Source organism: Candidatus Accumulibacter contiguus (assembly GCF_036625285.1).
Classification (GTDB): Bacteria; Pseudomonadota; Gammaproteobacteria; order Burkholderiales; family Rhodocyclaceae; genus Accumulibacter; species Accumulibacter contiguus.
The window spans coordinates 1,992,921-2,010,166 of sequence record NZ_JAZKUC010000001.1 but is presented as its reverse complement, the minus strand read 5'-3'; the positions used below and the strand labels follow the sequence as shown (position 1 = coordinate 2,010,166).

Genomic DNA, 17,246 nt, shown 5'->3' with positions numbered 1-17,246 from the left:
GTTACAGCATAACTGCGCTTGCTGGCTGGGGGAAGATCCGACCCGAGAGACCCTGGCCGTGCTGGATCATGACTTTCCCAGCTATAGCGAAGGCAAAGTCGTACCGCATGGCTTGTACGACATCGGTTTGAACAAAGCCCATGTCAATCTGGGCACGAGTCATGACACCACGCAGTTCGCGTGTGACAGCGTGGAACGTTGGTGGTCTTTGCACGGACGTCACGATCATCCCAATGCCGATAAGATATTGATTCTGTGCGATGGCGGTGGCAGCAACCCCTCACGCTCGCCGTTGTTTCAGCAGGACTTGCAAGCGCTTGCCAATCGGCTCAAGCTGGAAATTCGGATCGCCCACTTCCCGCCGTATTGCTCCAAGCACAATCCGATTGAGCACCGCGTCTTCCCCCATGTCACGCGCGCTTGCGAAGGCGTCGTATTTGAAAGCGTGCCTCTGGTCAAACAACTGATCGAGCGTACCCAGACTCGAACTGGACTTCAGGTCACCGTCGATATTATCGATCGCGTCTACGAAACCGGACGGAAAGCGGCGCTTGATCTCAAGGCATCCCTGCGCATCGTCGCCGATGCACTACTGCCCCCATGGAATTACACCATCCTGCCAAATTCAACAGCATAAAACCGGGAAGTTATTTCGTGGGCGTTCCTTGAAGTTCGGACGTTCGGGGAAGCCGCGCCGCTGACGACGACGCCAGCCACTACTGGGCTGGTGGCCTGGCAGGCTGAGGTGCTGGAGAACTGGCAGCGAATCGTCAGTGACCACGGGGCAAAGCCTACCGCGAGGAGCATCATGGCCTGGCTCAAGAAAAACGGACGGAGAGACGTGATTTCAGCCTCGCAACCTAACCGCGATTCGCTGCGCTGGATCGACGGCGATGCAAACCCTCATACCGTGACTCTTGGCAGCATCGGGAACCGCTGCGCAGAGTGGCGAAGGCTTGGGAAGCTTCCCGCGTGAAAAGAAAGCTTCCCGCACGTGTTCCCGTTTCCCGCACGGTAAAATATGATTAATGTATTGAAATAAAACGACGACTTCACCCAACCGGAGTCGTCGAATGAACCTAACCGCCGCACCTAGCCCCCGCGCTGGTGCAAAGCTTTCTACCGAAGCCGCCGCCCGCCGGCTGGCCGTCAAGCCGCAGACTCTGCGCGCGAGTTTCTGCCGACACGGGCATTATTTTCAACTGGTGCCGGTCAAGCTGCCTTCCCGGCGGCTGTTGTGGGACGAAGCCGCAGTAGATCGCCTGATTGCCGGCGAGGTGACGGCATGATCGCACCCGGAAAAACCCCCCGCGCCCCGGCAACAGGCGGAGCTTCGATGCCGGACAACCATGTTTTTCCAAACGGTGGCATCAATGAGATGGCCGGGCTGCTCAACGGCTATCACATCACCTACTGGAAGCCGCCGAAGATTCACTTGCCGCGAGGGTCGAAAACAAAGGGGTGGCCGCTTGCCCGGCTTCGCTCCAGGTCGGCCTGCTCTTGCTGAACCAAGTGGAGCAGATCGCCGAGAACATGACTCTGGTGGTCTGCCACATCGAAAACCTGGAAACCGAAGTCACACGCCGGCAGGACGAGACCAACGCGCTGCTGCGCGAACTGACCGACGCCGTGCGGGCGCTGGCCAGGGCTTGACGACCACCCAAAAGAAAAAGCCGCCCGGTCTGCCCGCGCGGCTTCAAGAACTTCTACAACAAGGAGCACTCATTATGCCACAAGAGACAAACACTATCCCTTCCCACGCTCCGGCTGCAGCAGTTCCAAATTTAATCCCGTAGTATTATGAAGGCTTTTTTGAGCGTACTGGAAGACTCCCCTATGGTTCTCAAACCTGCTATTTCTGCGACCTCGGATACCCCTGAATTCTCGGTGTCTGACGTGGTGACACGGATTCGCGAGGCCTTGTTCAGCCTGCCGGACACACGCCGGGGTGGCAACCACCAGCGTTACGTGATGGGAGACCCCGGGCTGAGCGCCTTTTCCGTGTTTTTCATGCAAAGTCCGTCGTTTCTGGACGATCAGCAGCGGATGCAAAAGGAACTCGGGTGCAACAACGCCAGTTCGCTATTCGGCGTGCATCAGATTCCGAGTACCCAGCAGATCTGCAACCTGCTCGATCCGGTGTCGCCCGCTCATCTCGCGCCGGTGTTTGTCGATCTCGTCGAAGCACTGCACCAGCACGGTTCGTTGGAACCCTACCGCGGCCGATGGACGACTGCTCGTGGCGCTGGACGGGACCGAATATCACTGCTCCGAGTCGATCCACTGTCCGGGGTGCTCGACGCGGACACTGGCCAACGGCAAGACCCAGTACCACCACAGCGCGCTCACACCGGTGATCGTGGCCCCGGGACAATCGGCGGTATTTGCGCTGCCCCCGGAATTCATCCGGCCTCAAGACGGTTTGGTCAAGCAGGACTGCGAACTCAATGCGGGTACCCGCTGGCTGCAACAGTGGGGGCCACAGATCGCCGCTTGGGGCACCACCGTGCTGGGCGACGATCTGTACTGTCATCCGCCGTTCTGCAAAGCAGTGCTTGCCCAGGGCTGCGCGTTTGTCTTCGTCTGCCTGCCCCCCTCGCATCCCTTGCTCTACGAGTGGATCGCCGACTTCGAACGCACTGGGCAGATCCCTACGCAGGTCAGTACGCGCTGGACCGGAAAACAGCGCCTGACCGATACCTATCGCTGGCTCAATGACTTACCGCTGCGCGATGGGCAGGACGCCCTGCTCGTGGGTTGGTGTGAACTGACCACCACGAATGCCGAAGGCAAGGTACTGTACCGCAACGCCTGGGCCACCTCCGAACGAGTCAGTGAGCAAAACGTGGTCTCCCTCGTCGCGGCCGGGCGCAGTCGCTGGAAGATCGAAAATGAGAACAACAATACGCTCAAGACCCAGGGCTCAGACCTCCCGGAATCGGCTCAAACCTCCCTCGATTTTTGGACAATGCGTAGGCGATGGGCAACTCATACCGGAGAGTGGCCGACCTCAATGCGCAGCCATTTTCCGCCGGGGATTCTGGCACCGAGGCCGGTGAGCTTGCGGCACAGTTGTTCTTGGGCATAGCGGCGAGCGGGTTGCTGTAGCGGCTCCAGGCGCACGACCACCCAGCGCTCGTCGCTGCGTATCCAGCCATGGCAGTTGAAGATCGCGTAGAGGAGGTCCACCCGATCGCTCTCCTTGGCATAGCTGTCGTCAAGCCAATCGAGAAGCTGGCGACGCGCATTCCATACCGAACTGGTGACGAAGTCGAAGAGGTTTTTCCCTTCGTTGTCGATGGCCTTGAAGGAGCGGTAATCGGACAGCCCCGCGACATCGACGCGCTCGGGCAACTGGGCCTTGTCGGACTGGAGTGGTTTGAGTTGCGTTTCGCTCACGGTGATGGCTTCAGCGAGTCGCCGGTGCCGACTGTTGTTGCGCTCACTGCCATCCTGATTGAAGCGGGGTTGAGTCTTGGCCTGTTGCTTGTAGAGTTTGGCGAGATGCCCCTGGATAGTCGCGATCTGCTGCGCAAGCGCCTTGATCCGAGGATTGGCAATGTCCTGTTTGTCACTCTCGGCGAGCCCAAAACCCGGATGGTAATGATAGGGATGGCGCGCTTTGATGTGCTTGAAGGTGTTCTCCGAGGCGCCCCAGCGACTGAGCATCGCGGTGAGCACTACTTCCGGCGAGAGCTGAAGGTCACCCTCCCAGCACAGCACGCTGATGCGGTGATGGCTGCGCAGATTCCACAACACCAGCCGGCGCAGGTCGAAAGCGTGCGCCGGCTCGACCGTGCCGGTGTCGGGATCGGTTTCGGGTGAGTAGAGGCACGCTCGAGTCTCTTCGAGCAGGCGATATTCCGTGCCGTTGATCTGCACGCGGTGGGTGAAGTCTGCCGCCGGCAAGGCCATGAGCCGCGCTTGATTGGCGTTCTTCTCCCAGGTGATGAAGGGCGTACGGCTGCGCACCAGTTTGCTGAAAAATTCCAGGCCGTCGCCCTCCCGGTCGAAGACCTGCACCGGCGGGGTTCCCAGTGACTGTTCTCGCGCATACTCGCTGAGCTTCAGAATCTGGGCGCGCAGGTCTCCCTTGCCTTCCTGAATCTCGAAAGTGACGATGCGCCCCCGTTCGTCACAGGGGACCAGATTGGTCTGTCCGGGCATCGGCATCCGCCGCTGCGTGCTCCAGGCTGCATGCACCTTCTCCTGTCCGGTATAAGGCAAGAGATGGCCGTCCGTAAACCACAGTCGGGCGCCGACCCGTCCGCAGCGGATCTGGTCAGCGAAAAATTCCTTCAGCAGCGCCCCGGCCCGAGACTTGTCGGCGACCTCATGGAACCAGGTCCACAACGTGTCGAGAGCGGGTAGCCGCCCCAAACCCAGGAGCCGTCCCGCCTCTTCACGCCGCTCATGCTTGAGCTGCTCGATGGAACGGATGTTGCGCACCGCCATCAGTACGAACACGTGAAAAATCCGCCAACCGTGGCCGAACAGCCGAAAGAGCCGTTCCATCCACTGCCATTGGCTCATCAGCACCAGCAAGACAGGGAAAATGCCGGCATAGCGGCTGGCTTCCCAGTCATGGTGATCCGCATAGGGAAGCTCGATCACGGGTGCGGGAGCACGTTCCGGTGAGAGCTGCTCCGCTGCTGCCGAGCTGATCGGCTCATCCCCCACCGGCATCGCTTCGCCAGTCGGCGGATCGACACCCAAGACCTCTTCTGTAGTCGGCCGATCGACTCGCACGACCTCTTCGATGGCCGTCTCCTCCAGCGCATAGCTCGCCGTCGCTTCGCCATCCCACGCCAGTTCCTCTTGGGTCACTTCCTCGGTCAGACTCTTCTCGGTACGTCGGAAGGCTTCGAGTTCGCGAGCCTTTGAGCCGGGCCGACGTTGGCCGACATGCAGCCGACCTTGCCGCTCTTTGCTCACACTGCGGCTCGGGCTGTAGCCATGCAGCAGACCATTCACCCCAAATAGCCGATAGCTCTCGCGATAGTTGTGCAGCGTCTGACGACTGAGAGCGTGTTAAAAAACCATATTTGATTATGTTTTATATTTTAACAATGGAAGACGCGCTATGCCAAGGACTTGGAACAGGTGAAAGCTGCTTTAACATAATTCTAATCATAGAAATATAAATCATCGCCACGCTAGATTCCGTGGTACGCTCGTAGTCACGAGACATTCGTCGTTGCCGACTAATCCAAGCGAATGTTCTTTCTACTACCCAACGCTTACGCGCCGGCTTGAAGCCGGGCTCTTTCGGTGCCACCTCCGTTTTGATATTCAGAGTGTCCTTCAACCATTTTCGAAAAGGTTCCTGATAGCCAAGATCAGCGAATAAAATTCGTATTTTTGAATGCACGGCGAAAACCGGTGTGACCACACTCGGGGCCTCTGTCGTATCCGCTTTGTTGGCCGCGTGAACCGTGGCGCCAATCACATAACCCATTGTATCCGTTACGATATGACGCTTTCGCCCTTTGACCTTTTTCCCGCCGTCAAAGCCGCTTTCCTCCCCTCCCGATTCGGAGGTTCCTTTGATACTCTGGCTGTCGATCGTGGCAGCAGTCGGTTCGGGATCGCGTCCCGCAGTTTCTCTGCACTGCTGGGTCAGCGCCTGGTTCAATTGCGCCCAGGTCCCTTGGTTACGCCACTTCTTGAAGTAGTAAAATACGACCGGCCATGGGGGAAAGTCATGAGGCAAACTCCGCCATTGACATCCGGTCTTCAGGAGATAAAAAATAGCATTGACCACCTCTCGTGTGTTCACGAGACGAGGTCTCCCCCACCCGAGCGGATGGCGTTCATTCAAGAACGGTTCTATTATTTTCCACTGTTCGTTCGTCAGATCGGAATCGTAGGTTGCTCTGCTCATATAATGGATAGATAATGGCGTGTTTAAACGGATGGAATATTTTCCCGGGTCAGACAGGCCTCTCTTCCCGCCTTCCGGATGAGCCATCATTATAAATCAAGAGGTTAGGTTTTTTAACACGCTCTAAACCTAAAGAGCCTGTGATCTTAGATGCTTGTAGAACAGGGCAAGGAGATAACTCTAAGCGGTTCCAGATAAGTCCCCCGCTTTATGCCTGTATACTTGCCACCCCCACCTTCCGGAAGCCTCGCGATGTCCCGCACAGCCAAGACCCTAGCCCTCACTGAGGAAAAACGCCGCCAGTTGACGCAGATCGACGAGCGCGGCAGCGACTGGCGCGAACGCCGGCGAGCGCGGACCGTACTCCTCCTCGACAAGGGGCTGTCGATCAGCGCCGTAGTGACCGCGCAGAAAATTCATAAAGAGACCGTGGCCTGCCACCGGGATGCTTGGCTGGCACGAGGGGTCACCGGGCTGCGCGACCTGCCGCGCAGCGGCGCACCTCGCAAGCTATCGGAAACGCATAAGCAGGTGCTCTGCGCTTGGGCGACGGCTGAGGCCTGTACGGCACCTCAGTTGAGGAACCGGCTGTTAGAGGAGCATGGCGTACAGGTGTCGGTGTGGCTGGTGCAAAGCGCGTTGACAGAGAAAGGCTACGTCTGGAAAAGGACCCGTCATAGTCTAAAAAAAACGGGACGAAATGAAATTCCGGGAAGCCCAGGCAGAAATAGAGCAATTGGTTGAAAAATCAAGGACTGGCGAAACCAATTTGGCATATGTGGACGAGGCCGGCTTTGCACAGGCGCAACCCAACCGGACGGCGTGGACCGAAAAGGGAGAGGTTCACCTCATTACGGCCGAGCGCGGAAAGCGCTTGAATGTGCTCGGTGCGTTGATCTCGAACGGGACGTTGTTCACCGCCAAGTTCTGGGAGACCACGACCGCGGCTGCTTTTGGTGGCTTCCTCGGTCTCCTTCTGGAATGCAGCGGAAAGCCTCTGACGGTCATCCTGGACAATGCTTCGATCCACAAGGCAAAGGAAATCCAGCCTCTGCTGGCTTTACTGAAGGGCAAGGGCCTGACGCTTTACTTCCTGCCGCCTTACAGCCCGGAGTTGAACCGCATCGAGAAGCTCTGGCACAAGATGAAGTACGAGTGGATGGCGTTCAAAGCCAGGAGCGCCGCTCTCCTGGAGGCCGACGTCACAGAAATTCTGGACGGCTTCGGATCTAAATATCGGATGACTTTTTGCTGAGCGCTTATTGCCGAGCGACTAGCCAAGGAAAGAGACGGCATTGTGGTCGCCCCGGATGAGCGAACCTGGACTACCCCATGGGGAACTGATCTTGATAAACCATATCCTCCGGTAGGTGATGGTTTTCCATTTAATCGATTTCCTGATATCGGGAAGCCCGGTAGGTGGGATACATTTACCCCATCTGGCCGGGTAACAAATTGAATATAGCAATGCGACTGAGCGTAGTATTTCTTTTTGGGGTGCTGTTTTTCTTAGGGTGCAAGGAAGAGCGGTCACCGGTCTCATCTACGGGAACGCTGTTGTCAGGCGTGTCGTTGATTGATTTTGCATCTTGCGACTCCACTTCGTTAGATCCAACGTTTACCCTGCGTAACGATGCTGACGGCATTGTTGTTGCTATCCGGGATTACTTTCCGTGTGAAGCGGACTTGGAGCAGCCATGGCTGACGCTTAAGAAAAATGGACGAGCCACTTTAGTACTTGATGTTAGAACTCACCGTTTTGGGTTTCGCTCCAACTGCGAGTGTTTTCGATCACTAAAGATTGGAATAATAGGGCGATTAGTGAATGGAGATACTTTATACGTAGTGTCCGGGCAAGAGGTGTTGGGGCATGCCTCTATTCCATAACGTAAAGATTCGCCCCCTAAATATAGAGAGCTTTCGTAACCGTTCACACCCCCGCAAAAATTCACGCGCAGCGGCAAGTTCTATGTCATAATTGGCGTAACGTAACGACGACACGACGCGATGCACCTGCGCAAGCACGACCTTCTGCAAATGAACGACGAGTGGCTGAAGAAGCTGCCGGCGGAGCGATTGCTGGAGGTGTCGAAGCGTTTGCTGGACGACGTCAAAGAGTTACATGATCGGCTGAACCAAAACCCGGACAACAGCTCGCGCCCGCCCACGAGCCAGGCCCCTTGGGAGAGAGCCAGCGACGCGGAGGTGGGCCAGGATTCGCCAAGCGAGACCAACCCGGTAGAAGCGGATGAAGGGGAGACGGAAACCGGGGAGGTAAGGGAAGAGACGGCCCAATCGGAAGAGAAGTCCCCCTCAGCGCCGAAGGCGGCAAAGAAGAAGGCCGGCAAGCCGCTCGGCAGTCAGGGCTTTGGCCGTACCCAGAAACTGACGGTCACCGCCACTTGCGAGCACCGACCGGAGAACTGTGCGGCGTGTGGGCTAGCGCTGGCGGCGGACGCCAAGTCAGAGGCTTACACGGGCTGGGACGAAATCGACATTGCCCCGCCGGCAGAAGGCAGGATAGGGCTGCTGTTCCGTGTCACGCGTCATCTCCTGCTCGAAGTGGAGTGTACCTGTGGTCATGTCAGCCGTGCGCAGCCTTGGCGGGCGCCGCCGGACAGCCAGTGGGAGAAGGTCGAGCTGGGCGAGTGGCGCTTGGTGGGCCCCCAGTTGGCCGGAGTCCTCGTCTTCCTCGGGCTGCGCATGCGCCTGTCGCGGGCGCGTATTCGCGAGGGGCTGATGGAATTATTCGGCCTGATGCTGAGCACCGGCGTGATCGACGAGACGATCCGGGAAGCGGGGCGCGCCAGTTTCCCGCTGGAGGACAGGTTGGTAGCGGACCTCGTGCAGGCGCCGCAACTGAATGTGGATGAAACCTCATGGAAGGAATCCGGCCTGCTGCTGTGGCTGTGGGCTTTGGTCACGACCCACACGGTGCGGTTCCTCATTGGCCCGCGCACCGCGGAAATTCTGGAGAACGCCTTGCAAGACGGCTATCACGGCATTCTCATCAGCGATGGCTACGGGGTCTACCGCGCCTGGAAAAACCGCCTGCGCTGTTGGCCGCATCTGATGCGCAAATTGCGAGGCCTGGCCGAATCGACCGATAGACGGGTGGCCGGGGTCGGCAAGGAAATGGAAGGCCTCATGCAAACGCTGATGGACGCCATCTACGCGGCGAGGATCGATCCGCCGCCGGAAGGGCTGCCTGTGCGCTACGCGGTCGACATCGCGCGGCTCCGGCACCTATGCGAGGCGCATTGGATGGATGCCCACCCGGCGCTACGCAGCGTCGTGCGCGAATTTCTCTACGACTGGGACGTGATCCTGCGCCCGGTCGCCGAGCCCCCTCTGCCACTCTCCAATAACGCTGCCGAACAGGCGCTGCGCCACTGGGTGATTGCACGCCACATCAGCCACGGTACCCGCTCCGAAGCGGGGTCTCGCGCCTTCGCGCTCCTGGCCAGCGTCATCGAAACCTGCCGCCGTCGTGGGGCATCCTCCTGGCGCTACCTCGGCACCGTCATCGCAGCCGCGCGCAAGGGCTTGCCGCTCCCGCCGCTCCCAGCCATCCCGGCAGCAGCATAGGGGGAGTGAACGATTACCGCCATTGTGCTTACTTGCCCATTGGCACCGGTAGCGTCGCGTTTCATTTTCAATCTCTTCGCTGCCTTCAAGAGGGAGCGTGGGGATTGCTCGACAGATGCGCTAGTCAAAAGCGCATGTCATCCAGAGGATCCAGAGGAGGTGGGGGCTCGGAATCGCTGCGATTCCGGCGGTCCTTGTTTTCGAAACCCCCGAACACCACAGATTCATCCGTTGTTTTCGTAGAGGAATAGGTAGACGAAGTTTGATGTTCCGGTGGGCGGGGGTAGAGAGGGAGACTTGGCGCAGGTGAAAATTCCCTTCCCAGAAGGGATACCTCAGTTCCCGAGCGTGACTGAGGAGCGACCTGTCGCAGTAACAACTCAGGTGGATCGGTTGGCGGGGTACCAGCGGTGATCGGCTCCTTCTGCAGATATTTAGAGGGAACAGGCGAATCTGAGGAGAGAATTGAAGGTGCCGCCACTGCACTTTGGACTGGCAATGGACGAGGGATCTCGCTGTTCGAGCCAACGGTTTCGGTACTTCGTCGTGCCTCAATTCGCGCTGGCGCCGCCCTCTTTCCAACAAAGCAAAGGGCGACGCCGGTTCTAAATATTACTGCCCCTAACCCGTTGGCGGAAAGTTCAAGCCCCACAAAGGACAGGTGGATTTGTTCAGCTTCAAGGCGAGGAAGCGCGAAATAATGAATCCCCTGGCTAATGCAGAAAAAGCCAACACCTACAATAGCCAGCGCGATGACGCCACGCACAAGAATGAACGTGATGTTTTCGGCTGAGGTAGTCATGCTCTCTCCTAGGTAACGACGGACACATTACAGGAGAATATGTGCCGTCAGGCCAATAAATGGTTTGGATTGGATTGGTGCGGGCGCAATACTATTGGCGAATGATGCTGGCTAACGTGAAAGCTCAGGCGATGGCCGCGGCTTTATGCGGCCGGTCGCCTGGAGCGCAGGGTTGGGCATGGATGCATGATTGCAAGACTTGACCGTTCGCAGTAACAGCAGCAAGTCTAGCGGGTTTAAGTCCCGTCTGGGGAGTTGTCCGTACGCCCCGGTAGCATGAGGAAGCGGCGCCGTGGCGACACGGGGTCGTGAGTTTCCAACAGCAAGAGAGCAGGCCGTAACGCAAGTGAACCTATGAGTAGCCTCGTAAATTATGTGGAGGAGCCGACCCTGTGGTCAGAAGGGGAAGGCCGTTGGATGGGCGCTGGAATAACGGAAGTGGCGTCAATCGACTCCCGGGGTAGCAGGGATGGCATGTTCTTGAAGACTTACTGCCCAGTGCTGGAGGCCCGTCTGCGGAGGTGGGGAGACCACCGACTGCTGCGTATAAGGCAACGAAAGCGCAGCGGCTGCAGGCGGGAGTCGGAGGGGTTCATAGTACCGTCTGAGTTCGTGGGACAACATAACCCCGGACGAGGGAAGGGACCCTACTTTGTTCGTGCAACCGAAGAGCGGAGGATCGAGGGATTGCCATGTCGCTAACCACCCCGGACACGATCAGGACGCTACAGAGGAAGCTGTATGCCAAGGCCAAGCAAGAACCAGCCTATCGCTTTTACGCGCTTTACGACAAGCTCTACCGGGAAGACATCCTCAGTCATGCCTGGCGGCTTGTCCGGTCGAACCGAGGCAGTCCCGGTATGGATGGGATCAGCTTCGAGGCCATCGAGAGCGGAATCGGGGTAGAGACGTTTCTGCGGGACCTGGCCCGTGATCTGAAAGACAAGACCTACCGCGCCCAGCCGGTAAGGCGCGTCATGATTCCCAAAGCGGATGGCAGTCAGCGCCCGCTTGGGATACCGACGCTCCGCGATCGGGTCGCACAAATGGCGGTGAAACTCATCATCGAACCGATCTTTGAAGCCGACTTCTGTGAGCACTCGTACGGATTCCGGCCCAGGAGGTCGGCCCACGATGCCGTGGATGACATCGCCCACACGTTATGGGCCGGCTACACTCAAGTCATAGACGCCGATCTATCAAAGTACTTCGATAGCATTCCGCATGCCAAGCTACTGGCCGTGGTGGCCGAGCGTGTTGTCGATGGGGGGATTCTGCACCTCATCAAGCAATGGCTCAAAGCCCCGGTCATCGGCGAAGACGACAACGGAGTGAAGAAGACCGTAGGTGGTGGAAAAGCCAATCGCAAAGGCACGCCGCAGGGCGGCGTGATCTCCCCGCTCTTGGCCAACTGCTACCTGCATATTCTCGACCGAATATGGCAACGGCAGCACCTGAAGGGCAAGCTATCCGCACATCTCGTGCGTTACGCGGACGACTTTGTCATCCTGTGCCGAAAAGAGGTAGAGGAACCGCTGAAAGTGGTGCGTCATGTCCTGGACCGTCTGGACCTCAGCCTCAACGAGACGAAGACCCACATCGTGGACGCCACCCAAGCAAGCTTCAACTTCCTGGGTTTCACGATTCAGATGAGTCGAGGGGCCAAGACTGGAAAACCGTACCCGAATGTCCGGCCAGCAGACAAATCGCTGAAGAAAATCAAGGCGAGGCTGACGGAACTCACGGGCCGGAAACTGACCCCCATCCCCTTGAGAGATATCGTGGGAAACGTCAACCGCAGCCTGCGAGGCTGGGCAAACTACTTCCACTATCGAAACTCAAGTCTGGCGATGAGCAAAGTCAGATACCACGCGGAAGACCGGTTGCGAACCCATTTGATGAAGCGTCATCAGGTGAAGGACCGAGGAACTGGTTTCCGCCGGTTTCCAAGTGCTCATCTCTACGGGCGCTACGGGCTATACAAAGTTCCTACGAAGGCGGGCTGGAACTCGGCGCATGCCGTGGCGTGAAGAGCATCGGAAAGCCGTGTGCGGGAAAATCGCATGCACGGTTTGATGAGGGAGGGCAGGCGAAAGCCTGTCCTCTACTCTACCCAAGCTTTGCCCGCGGCTTCTCGCGCAGGTCCGGTGGAATGATGGGTTAGCATTCTTATACTCACGCGAGCTTGTGTCTGACACTATGGGAAACCTCCTTGTGTCCAAGCACTATGTTTCCGACTGCGTAAAGCGTTTTGTTTGACGTTCGATGCCCGCCGTCTTGCTCGTTGTATGAAAGCTCCTCTTCCCAAACGCGGATACTTTCGTAGGTAGCAGATTCTGTATTGAGGTTGGCATCACCCCGCAATACTAGAGATCCATCCGGGCGGCCCTCCGCTGTAGCATCGTGGGCGACGATTTCAACTGTGAACTCCAGGTACAGCAGATTTGGATTCTCGGTAACGTAGGCTGAATACTCGACTTGGTAAGTCTCACCGAGTCGGTAGTTCGTGCGCGTTAGCAGCCCCTCAATGCTCGTCCCTTTGTTGGTAAAAAGGGCATCAAGTAGAACTTTCTTATCAATACCTAACTCGGTCTTTAACTCGGCGATCAATTCCGAGAGCGACGCAAATATCTTGAACGCCTTTGGCTTGCTAGAAACTTCATCAGCAAGGTTTGCAGCTAGCCCCTTGGTGAAGTCTCTGTTCGCAAAGAATGCCTTGTCATTAGTAACTAAGCTAACGTCGTCTTCCTCAAGCAGGCGGCAGCAGTCGGCCCAAAGAACACCGTCTTTGAATTCCTGAGTCTTGTCACTCGGGGGAACCTTGTTAACCGTTTTGAGGAAGGAGCTCTGTGCGCTCTCAATAGAAAACGGGACCTCGATTAGGCTGACGCCGAGATCGGAAAATATCTGCCCGACCTTTTCATCTATTTGAGAATCATCCGGCAACACAACCTCTGTTAGTGATCCAAAAATGGCAAGCAACTGTCGATGGTTCTTGGCAATCTCGGAAACGAACTCCTTTAGACGGTTCCGAAAGTTGTGTTGCACTTCTAGTCTGACAACTTCAGGAAGGGCGATACGTGCGCTCTGTTGCCGAAGGTAGAAGCGGGTGACAGCCCCTAGCGATGAATTTAGTCCTAGCTCGGCGAGCCAAATGTTTGAATCGAGGATGACAATCATATGGTGGCTTGAGAATGCTAACGTGGAGTTGAGGCGCCTGCGCGGCTTTTCGCGCAGGTCGCTTTGAACGCCGGGTTGGACGGTGCTAAACGATTCGTTTCCACCGCTTGAATGCCTTTATGTCATCGGGCGATAAATCGAACCACTCACCTTGACCTCGCTTTTCTGCAAAACGACGATGCCAATACGCCTCGACACCGGACGGGTCGTCTGTTTCGATTGTGTGAATGGTTGTTGGAGCAATAGGGATTTTGATTGCTAGCTGTCGTTCTCGGCTTCCGACCGAAACGGTATGGCCGATCTTATGATGCCGGCCGGATTTCATCAGGTAAACGAAACCCGTTTCCACCGTTTTTTCCCGATCGATAGGGCTGGTAGTTCCAGAACCGCGATGTCCCAACAGCGCCACAATATCTTCATGGCCGGCGTGAGCCTCGCAGTAACGAGAAACCGCGTCTAGCAAGTTCTCTTTTCCGCCGAAGCGGGCAAACGCGCTGTGATTTGGGAAAGCCTTATCGGCACTCGCTTTGCGCCGAAGCTCGCCCGAAAGCGGAAGGTGCTTCAACTCCCTGGTTAGATCAATGTAGCTTTTGATCAGCCGCTCGTCTGTTACGTCCTCCCCTGGCTGAGGTCTAAGGGCTCGAAATATCCCGCGCACGGTCGGGAAGAAGAAAGAAGCACTGCCTGAAAGAGGTCGGGACGAAGGGGGAAGAGGAAGGGCTGGGACACCTCTGCTATCGTGGGAAGTTATCGAGACCACCCGGATAGAAAGGAGCCCAGCCCATGCGACGAATTGTAATCGGCATCACCAGTCTTGAGCAGCATATCGAGGCAGTCAAGGCCAACCCCGAGCACTACCGGCCGCGGTGCTGCCCCCACTGCGGCATCAAGCTCCTTTGGCGGCACGGGCACTATGAGCGCAAGGCCGGTCGGCAACTGGAGCAGCGGTCGCTCAATCCGGTGCCGATCTGCCGCTACCTTTGCAGCGGATGCCAGCGCACGTGTTCGCGCCTACCGGAGTGCATCGCACCGCGGCGCTGGTATGACTGGTCGGTGCAGCAAGAGGCCCTGAAACCACGATTGAAAGGATGCTCGGCAGGCCATCGCGCGGACTACGGCGGACCTGACGAGCGCACCGTCGATCGCTGGTGGCAGTGGTTGAAGGCGCGCAGTGATCTCTTCGAGTTTCATCTGCGCGCCCGCTTTGCCGAACTCGGACGGGCGGCAGGATTCGACGCTCTCTGGCGCCAAGTGTTCGCAAGCCTGGGTCTGGCGCGGGCCATGGCCATCCTTGATCACGAGCTGAGCGTCCCTTGATGACCTGACCCCGAACGAGTGGCGGACAGTGGGGGCCCCGCCCGGGCGGGGCCCCCACACAGTTTGCCGTGGTCATAACGTGGCCGTTCTGTTCTCATCACGACTCCCATTCACCCAAAGGAGTCCGCATGAAACCGATCGACCCGAAAGCCTTGTTTCGCCTGTCCGTCCTGGGTCCGCTGGTCAGCCGAGAGCGGCTGGAGCGAGGAGAACTGCAGCAGATCATCCGTGAGCTGGCCGAACGGGAGTACGCCATTCCCGGCACCCGTCGGCGCCATCTGGGCGAGAAGACGATTCAAGGGTGGTACTACACCTACCGAGCCCAAGGCCTTGATGGCCTGATGCCGAAGGCGCGCGCCGACCGCGGGCAATCGAAGCTTTCCGAGGCCATCCAGGCCGCGATTCTGGCAGCCAAGCGGGATAATCCCCGGCGCTCGATTCGCCAGATCCGGCAGTTGCTCGAAACCGCTGGAACCGTCGCTCGCGGGAGTCTGTCGCGATCGACGATCCACCGTCTGCTCCAGCAACACGGTCTTTCCCGCATGACCGGCTCGGCCAGCCTGCCCGAGGAGAGGCGCAGTTTCGTCGCCGCTTCGGCCGGCGCGATCTGGTACAGCGACGTGATGCACGGCCCACAGGTCCCCATCGGCGGGAAGCTTGCCAAAGCGTATCTCGTCTCGCTGTTCGATGACGCCTCACGTTTGCTCGCCCACAGCGCCTTCTGCCCCGGGGAAACGGCACTGGACATCGAGGGCGTGCTCAAGCAGGCGATCCTGAAACGTGGCATTCCCCTCAAACTGGTCGTCGATAACGGCGCCGCCTACCGCGCCCACACCTTGCAAGGGATCTGCGCCCGCCTGGGTATTCAGTTGATTTATTGCCGGCCCTATGCGCCCGAAGGCAAGGGGAAGTTGGAGCGCTGGCACCGGACCTGCCGCGGCGAGTTTCTATCCGAACTCGACGAGCGTCACATCACCGGTCTTGAGGACGTCAACGCGCGCCTGTGGGCATGGCTGGAACAGGTCTATCACCGCCGCCCGCATGAGGGTCTGGACGGGATCACGCCATTGGCCCGTTATCAGCAGGATTTGTCGAAGATTCGCCCGCTCGGACTGCTGGCCGCCAAGCTCGATGCCTTGTTCCACCATCGCGTCAGCCGCCGCGTCCGCAAGGACGGCACGGTGTCGTATCAGGGCAAGCGCTTCGAGGTGCCCTTCGAACTGTCCGGCAAGACCGTCTGCCTGGTCGTCGATCCGCATACTGAAATCGTGGTCGGTGTCGAGGACGAGCAGGGCGAGTCGATCGGCTTGGCCACGCCGCTCGATGCGCTGGCCAATCTCCATCGCCAGCGACGCAAACCCGGGCCGGTGGACGCCGGCAAGATCGAGAGGTCCGGCGCGAACCTGATCGAACTGGTCCATCAGCAGTATTACGACGCGAAAGGAGATTAAAGATGGACCTGCAACACTTTGGTTTGCGCCATCCGCCGCTGGGCAAGGAAGCCACCGATCTTTGGGATGACGGTGCGCTGGCGCAACTCGCCGAACGCTTCCAGTGGCTCCTGCACTCGCCAGGCGTCGGCCTGCTGACCGGCGAAGCCGGCGTCGGCAAGACCGCCGCGTTGCGGCTCCTGACCGCGAAGCTCAATCCGCATCGCTATCAGGTCATCTACCATGCCGAGACCGACTTCGGCCGCCTCGATATCTATCGCTGTCTGGCCCTGTCACTGGGCCTGCCACCCAGCTATCGCCGGGCGCAACTGTGGCGCGACATCAAGGCGCAGATCCATCAGTTGGCCGACGGCAAGCAACTCCTGCCGCTGTGGATTCTCGACGAGGCGCAGAACCTGCCGCCCGAGTTCTTTCGCGATTTCCCGGCTTTCCTCAACTTCGCCTTCGATTCGCGCGATCTGATCACCGTCTGGCTCGTCGGCCATCCGGCGCTGGCGCAGACGCTCGAACGGGCGCCCTATGCAGCGCTCGCCGGGCGCATTCAGGCGCGCGTTCAGATGCGCCCGGTCATCGAGCGCGAACGCTTTGCGCAACTGATCGCCCACGCGCTCAAGAGCGCCGGGTGCTCCCATACGCTGCTCGCCGATTCGGGTCTCGAGATCCTGCGGCAAGCCAGCAAGGGCCTGCCGCGTCACGCCGGGCGCATTCTGCGCACCGCCATGCGCCTGGCGGTGCCGCGTGGACTCAATCATCTGCCTGACGATCTCCTGCAATTGGCCATCGAGGAATTGCGATGAAGCGCCGCCGTTTCGACTCCCTCTTCCCCGATGGCCTCTCCGACGAAACGGCCTCGGCTCTCAGCGATTTTCTTCACCAGCTCGCCGCCGCTTGCGAGACCCGTTATCTCGTGCAGTTACGCCGTCACCACCACCGGCAGATGAATCTCTACGACCCCGAAACCCCCTGGAAGACGCCTCCCTACAACCTTCCGTAGTCTCCCTCCGTCCCACGCTGCCCCAGGTAT

General features: G+C 58.5%; 17 protein-coding genes. 12 read left to right on the top strand and 5 right to left on the bottom strand.

The annotated features are described in order from the left end of the window. Positions 1–25 precede the first annotated feature (25 nt). The 4 genes from V5B59_RS09840 (at position 26) to V5B59_RS09825 (ending at position 3,088) form a co-directional block, all read left to right on the top strand. Positions 26–637, top strand: coding sequence for an ISAzo13 family transposase (locus V5B59_RS09840; protein ID WP_332352186.1), 612 nt, complete (start codon positions 26–28; stop codon positions 635–637). A gap of 436 nt (positions 638–1,073) precedes the next feature. Further along, entirely contained in the window at positions 1,074–1,289 is a 216-nt protein-coding gene (locus V5B59_RS09835) for a hypothetical protein (protein ID WP_034919797.1), read from the top strand. A 172-nt stretch (positions 1,290–1,461) separates the two neighbouring features. Further along, entirely contained in the window at positions 1,462–1,653 is a 192-nt protein-coding gene (locus V5B59_RS09830; protein ID WP_034919799.1) for a hypothetical protein, read from the top strand. A 586-nt stretch (positions 1,654–2,239) separates the two neighbouring features. Beyond that, positions 2,240–3,088 carry a hypothetical protein gene (locus tag V5B59_RS09825; RefSeq protein ID WP_332351850.1) on the top strand — a complete coding sequence of 283 codons (849 nt, stop codon included), beginning with the start codon at positions 2,240–2,242 and terminating at the stop codon, positions 3,086–3,088. Here the strand turns inward: V5B59_RS09825 and V5B59_RS09820 are convergent. Together V5B59_RS09820 and V5B59_RS09815 are read right to left on the bottom strand one after the other, a co-directional pair. Continuing rightward, entirely contained in the window at positions 2,989–4,974 is a 1,986-nt protein-coding gene (locus V5B59_RS09820; protein ID WP_332351849.1) for a putative transposase, read from the bottom strand. The two genes, V5B59_RS09825 and V5B59_RS09820, sit on opposite strands and share 100 nt — an antisense overlap. Before the next feature lie 82 nt (positions 4,975–5,056). After that, positions 5,057–5,884, bottom strand: coding sequence for an IS5 family transposase (locus tag V5B59_RS09815; protein ID WP_332352185.1), 828 nt, complete (start codon positions 5,882–5,884; stop codon positions 5,057–5,059). A gap of 252 nt (positions 5,885–6,136) precedes the next feature. Between V5B59_RS09815 and V5B59_RS09810 the strand changes: the two genes are divergently transcribed. The 3 genes from V5B59_RS09810 to tnpC all read left to right on the top strand — a co-directional run bounded on the left by V5B59_RS09810 (position 6,137) and on the right by tnpC (position 9,472). After that, the gene (locus V5B59_RS09810; RefSeq protein WP_332351848.1) at positions 6,137–6,628 is read left to right on the top strand and encodes a helix-turn-helix domain-containing protein; all 492 of its coding nucleotides are present in this window, start codon (positions 6,137–6,139) and stop codon (positions 6,626–6,628) included. Beyond that, positions 6,585–7,139, top strand: a complete 555-nt coding sequence (locus V5B59_RS09805) for an IS630 family transposase (RefSeq protein ID WP_248594647.1) — start codon at positions 6,585–6,587, stop codon at positions 7,137–7,139. Before V5B59_RS09810 ends, V5B59_RS09805 begins: the two co-directional genes overlap by 44 nt. 752 nt (positions 7,140–7,891) lie before the next feature. Next, on the top strand, positions 7,892–9,472 hold the full coding sequence (gene tnpC, locus V5B59_RS09800; protein WP_332351847.1) for an IS66 family transposase: 1,581 nt from the start codon (positions 7,892–7,894) through the stop codon (positions 9,470–9,472). A 124-nt stretch (positions 9,473–9,596) separates the two neighbouring features. On the opposite strand, the gene V5B59_RS09795 is transcribed toward tnpC, so the two are convergent. Continuing rightward, the gene (locus tag V5B59_RS09795) at positions 9,597–10,274 is read right to left on the bottom strand and encodes a hypothetical protein (protein ID WP_332351846.1); all 678 of its coding nucleotides are present in this window, start codon (positions 10,272–10,274) and stop codon (positions 9,597–9,599) included. A gap of 692 nt (positions 10,275–10,966) precedes the next feature. Between V5B59_RS09795 and ltrA the strand changes: the two genes are divergently transcribed. Then, entirely contained in the window at positions 10,967–12,304 is a 1,338-nt protein-coding gene (gene ltrA, locus V5B59_RS09790; RefSeq protein ID WP_332351545.1) for a group II intron reverse transcriptase/maturase, read from the top strand. Between the two features lie 145 nt (positions 12,305–12,449). Here the strand turns inward: ltrA and V5B59_RS09785 are convergent, their stop codons facing one another. Further along, positions 12,450–13,454 (bottom strand): PIN domain-containing protein, encoded by a 1,005-nt coding sequence (locus V5B59_RS09785; protein ID WP_332351845.1) that lies wholly within the window; start codon positions 13,452–13,454, stop codon positions 12,450–12,452. A gap of 85 nt (positions 13,455–13,539) precedes the next feature. Next, complete coding sequence (locus V5B59_RS09780) at positions 13,540–14,019, bottom strand: GIY-YIG nuclease family protein (RefSeq protein ID WP_332351844.1); 480 nt, start codon at positions 14,017–14,019, stop codon at positions 13,540–13,542. Between the two features lie 218 nt (positions 14,020–14,237). Between V5B59_RS09780 and V5B59_RS09775 the strand changes: the two genes are divergently transcribed. From V5B59_RS09775 to V5B59_RS09760, 4 genes are all read left to right on the top strand, one after another. Further along, positions 14,238–14,771, top strand: a complete 534-nt coding sequence (locus tag V5B59_RS09775; protein WP_034916126.1) for a DUF6431 domain-containing protein — start codon at positions 14,238–14,240, stop codon at positions 14,769–14,771. A gap of 128 nt (positions 14,772–14,899) precedes the next feature. Next, entirely contained in the window at positions 14,900–16,222 is a 1,323-nt protein-coding gene (locus V5B59_RS09770) for a helix-turn-helix domain-containing protein (protein WP_332351843.1), read from the top strand. Positions 16,223–16,224: 2 nt separating this feature from the next. Next, positions 16,225–17,019 (top strand): ExeA family protein, encoded by a 795-nt coding sequence (locus V5B59_RS09765; protein ID WP_034916122.1) that lies wholly within the window; start codon positions 16,225–16,227, stop codon positions 17,017–17,019. Further along, on the top strand, positions 17,016–17,216 hold the full coding sequence (locus tag V5B59_RS09760) for a hypothetical protein (protein WP_034916119.1): 201 nt from the start codon (positions 17,016–17,018) through the stop codon (positions 17,214–17,216). The genes V5B59_RS09765 and V5B59_RS09760 overlap by 4 nt, the downstream gene beginning before the upstream one ends. Positions 17,217–17,246: the final 30 nt, after the last annotated feature.